We start from the raw sequence: 3,368 nt of genomic DNA, 5'->3' as shown, positions 1-3,368 counted from the left end.
AATCAACATTTATTAGCGATTTATATAAATTATTTTTGACAATACGCTTTAAAGGAAAGGGGTTAATTTATGAAAAAGTTTTTAATCTATTTAGCTACAGTAGCTCTATTTATGACACAGTTCAGTTTCAGTGTTCCAGTTTCAGCTAAGGAAGTTGTTAAGAAACCATTTGAATCCTTAAAAGTAAATTACGAAAAAGATCTTGGGCACGAAGGTAGAACAAAAGACGAAATAATCAATGAGCTTTTGAATGATGGATTATCTTATGAGGATGCAGAATACTATGCAAAGATGGACATCTTGGTACACCAAATAGAGGAACAAAATATTGATATATCTATAAATGAATCTGACAAACTTTCAAATGCATATATTAAGTCTAATGGTAAAAACTTACGTAATCAAGCATTGAATTTGGACAAAAGAGCATTTGTTGCTATGGTTGAGCAAAATGATGCATTTTTAAAAGGTCATAAGGATGTTCAAAAAGTGAAAAAATTTAACGAAGAGCATAGTATTAGTCTGAATTCCCCAGTTCAAGTTATTGAAATTAATTATCCTGATGGAAGTAAAGTTGTAATGGAAGGGTCAACAGTTGAAGAGCAAGTTACAGATAAAGTAGAAACTCAAACATGGTTGACAGGTCCTTGGACTGCTGAAACTAGAATAAATGATGGATCAGATGGTTTTAATGATGATGATGGTGGTACTTATACTACTAGAACAACTTGGCGTTTCGTAGCAGGTAGTTATGCATCAGTTCAAGATGTATTAAGATGGAAATTCGGAGGTAAATCGGATTTAACTATTGATTACATTTCAGATGAAGGTTCTGCATCCTACGCTGGTGTAGTAACAATTCGTAATATAGATAAGGAAAATTATAAAACAGGATACAGTTCAGAACGTGAACATATTCTGCAAGGTTATACAGATGCAGAATTTGCAGTTAGTGGAGCATTTTCTGCTACGTTTGGTGTTTTATCAGTAGATGTTGAGGCAGGTGCAGGTTGGTCTCAATTCGCGATTAGTGAAATAGTTCGTTTCAACACAACTAATAATGGCTCAATTATGATATTCTACACTGCTGGTACCTACTTTTAATATTGAAAACTATTAGAAAAAAGAGGTAATGTAACTTTAATGCATTACCTCTTAAGGTTATTGAAAGGGCTAATAATATGAGACGTGGTATAATTATTTCACCCTTAATTATTTATTTTATATTATTTTTTGTTTTGTTTAAGCATGACAGTGATGAAACTTTTAATACTGAATTAAATAAATTTATAAATATAGAACAAATAGATTATTCAATTTTTTTAATGAAAGATATTAAAGTTGGAATTATTGATATTGGATTTATAAATGATCACCCAAACTTGAATATTGTTCCTATCAATGATGTCGAAATGAAAGATGAACATAATATTCATGGTACCGTAGTTGCGGGAATAATTTCATCACAGAAAAGTAATGTTAATAATTTTTCTGGAATTATACCAGGAATTACGGTTTATACTTATAGTTTACCATATGAAAATGATATTAGTGTTAGTGCATTAACAGAGGGATTGAAAGTGATGAATGAGTACCAGATGGATGTAATTAATATTAGTCTTGCAACAGGAGAAGAAAGTATTGCATTAAAAAATGAAATTAAGAAAGCAGTGTCGCAAGGTACAGTAATTGTGGCTTCTGCTGGTAATTATCCTAATAATTTAAATTATTATCCTGCTGCATATAAAATACCAGGAGTAATTTCAGTAGGTGCAATAGATAGAGAGTTTAATTTATTAGAAAACACTACTTACAATAATTATATAGATGTATGGACGTTGGGTGAGGATGTATTATCACTTAGTATAAATCCAGAGTCGGTTAAGTATTATTCTGGGACTTCAGTTGCAACACCAATTGTTACTTCGCTAGTAGCAATGTTGAAAGCAAAATGTGGTAAAATTAGTTCATCACCCAGGGAAATTGAAAATATGCTATTAAAAGGAGCAACGCCTATTATCCAAAGTTGGAATGGTTTTAATGTAAATACTAGGATAGTTGATTTTAAAAATACATTATTAAATTGCGAGGGATTGCTTTGAGAAAAATAACTTCACAATTTGAAATTTTAAAAAAGGTAAGTTTAATTTTAATTTTGTCTATTATCTCAGTATTGTTAATAAGTTGTAGTTCGGATGAAAAACAGTTGAAAAATGAACAATTATTAATAGAAGAGGTAAGAACTTATTTCTTTGATAAAGTTATACCTATTTTTGATAAGAATTCAACTACAGAAATAACAGAAGCAGTAGATTTAGGGAATGCTCATGTAACAACTTTTGTTAACGGAACTAACGAGGACGAGACATTCGGGTTTTTATTAATTTCTAAAGAAAAAGATAATTATGAATTTAGTGATGTTGAATACACAAAATTGACAAAAGAAGATCCTTTTGAATTAGTAAATTATACTGGGAATATAGGAATAAAGCATGGTATTAATGTTACTTTGGGTTATATTAATAATCCAGATATCTCTAATGTTTATATTTATTATGATAATGGAAAAATGAGTGTAATATATTTAGAGGAAGGACAAAAGACTTTTACAGATATACTCTTTGGTGAAGTTGTAAAAATAGAGAGCATTATTGCACTTTCATCAAATGAAGAAATTATTCATGAAGTACACTATTAAAACTTTTTGGACACTAACATTTAAACTGAAAAATTGCATCCCCAAAAGTATCGCTGCTCTTAAGTATGTTTATTAATATCTGTTTCCTTCTCGCTTATCTCTTCCCTACACTCGATATAGAACATTAACTTTACTTGAGAAAAAGAGGTTGAAGCTTCTTTCTTCGAAGAAACAGAGAGAAGTATTTATGGTCCTTATTATATTCACACAGCTTTTAAATTTGATTAGATTGTTGTGCTAATGAAGCAGGATTGTGAAAGAAGATTTGAAGAAAAATATATTAAGTAATTAAAATCTAAAGAGTGATAGCGGAGTGTGTATAGGGTGGAAAATTTAAAAATGAAAGACATATTAATTAGGATTGTTGCAGTGCTGATTTTGGGTATCATCATTTGGAATTTTATAGCCTACCTTAGTGTTACGTTTATGGGGCTAGAATTTAGTCCTTTTAAGCGCTTCATAAGTGCTCTACTCACAACTGTTCTAACTGTAACTCTCTTACAAGTAGCACTAAAAATGGACAAATTAACATGGAACCAAATTGGTCAAACAACTGTTAGAACAAATATTTTTTCATTTCTCCTTGGTTTTTTTCTTTGGACAATACCTGCATCTATTGGTTTTTTCTGTGAAAATAAATCAAACCTTCGGTCTTTGAATAATACTATTT

Annotated in this window: 4 protein-coding genes; all 4 read left to right on the top strand. The window is 30.2% G+C overall.

The features are described 5' to 3' along the window. Nucleotides 1–69 precede the first annotated feature (69 nt). Nucleotides 70–1,104: a hypothetical protein gene (locus CD30_RS18715; RefSeq protein ID WP_036180554.1), complete on the top strand. Its 1,035-nt coding sequence runs from the start codon at nucleotides 70–72 to the stop codon at nucleotides 1,102–1,104. A gap of 77 nt (nucleotides 1,105–1,181) precedes the next feature. Next, nucleotides 1,182–2,102 (top strand): S8 family peptidase, encoded by a 921-nt coding sequence (locus CD30_RS18710; RefSeq protein ID WP_036180552.1) that lies wholly within the window; start codon nucleotides 1,182–1,184, stop codon nucleotides 2,100–2,102. Then, nucleotides 2,099–2,698, top strand: a complete 600-nt coding sequence (locus CD30_RS18705; protein WP_036180549.1) for a hypothetical protein — start codon at nucleotides 2,099–2,101, stop codon at nucleotides 2,696–2,698. The genes CD30_RS18710 and CD30_RS18705 overlap by 4 nt, the downstream gene beginning before the upstream one ends. A gap of 324 nt (nucleotides 2,699–3,022) precedes the next feature. Further along, a partial coding sequence (locus CD30_RS20465; protein ID WP_211254638.1) for a hypothetical protein occupies nucleotides 3,023–3,368 on the top strand: 346 nt, incomplete at its 3' end.

The sequence above is a fragment of the Ureibacillus massiliensis 4400831 = CIP 108448 = CCUG 49529 genome (assembly GCF_000772965.1).
Lineage (GTDB): Bacteria > Bacillota > Bacilli > Bacillales_A > Planococcaceae > Ureibacillus > Ureibacillus massiliensis.
Note: the sequence above shows the minus strand (reverse complement) of the source record. Positions and strands in the feature narration are given on the sequence as shown.